Source organism: Rhizobium sp. SVR5-9E (assembly GCF_056755095.1).
In genome coordinates this window covers 1-247 of sequence record NZ_JBNDHS010000602.1, presented here as the reverse complement: position 1 = coordinate 247, position 247 = coordinate 1, and the positions used below count along the sequence as shown (strand labels likewise).

The 247-nt window shown below is 56.3% G+C and carries 1 protein-coding gene; it reads right to left on the bottom strand.

Annotated features, from left to right (window positions below; genetic code table 11):
* Positions 1–247, bottom strand: a 247-nt coding sequence (locus ACPYOJ_RS36225) for a class II aldolase/adducin family protein (RefSeq protein ID WP_481420514.1), incomplete at both ends; no start/stop codon positions are given.

Below are 247 nucleotides of genomic sequence, written 5' to 3'. Positions count from 1 at the left end.
GGCGATGCGTTGGCGTGTCGGAGGAGGGTTTTTTCTTTCCTTCCACCACTTCGCCCGTGGCGATGCTGACGACAACCATATCTTCTGCGGTCATTACCGTGTAATCCACCCCTGACGGCTTTATCACGAAGACGCCGTGCTCGCGGTCAACGGCGCTGACGTTGCCCCAGGTCAGCGTCACCAGATTGTGTTTGGGCAGCGCCAGGTTGGCTTCAAGTACCTGACGTTTGAGATCTTCTAACATGCA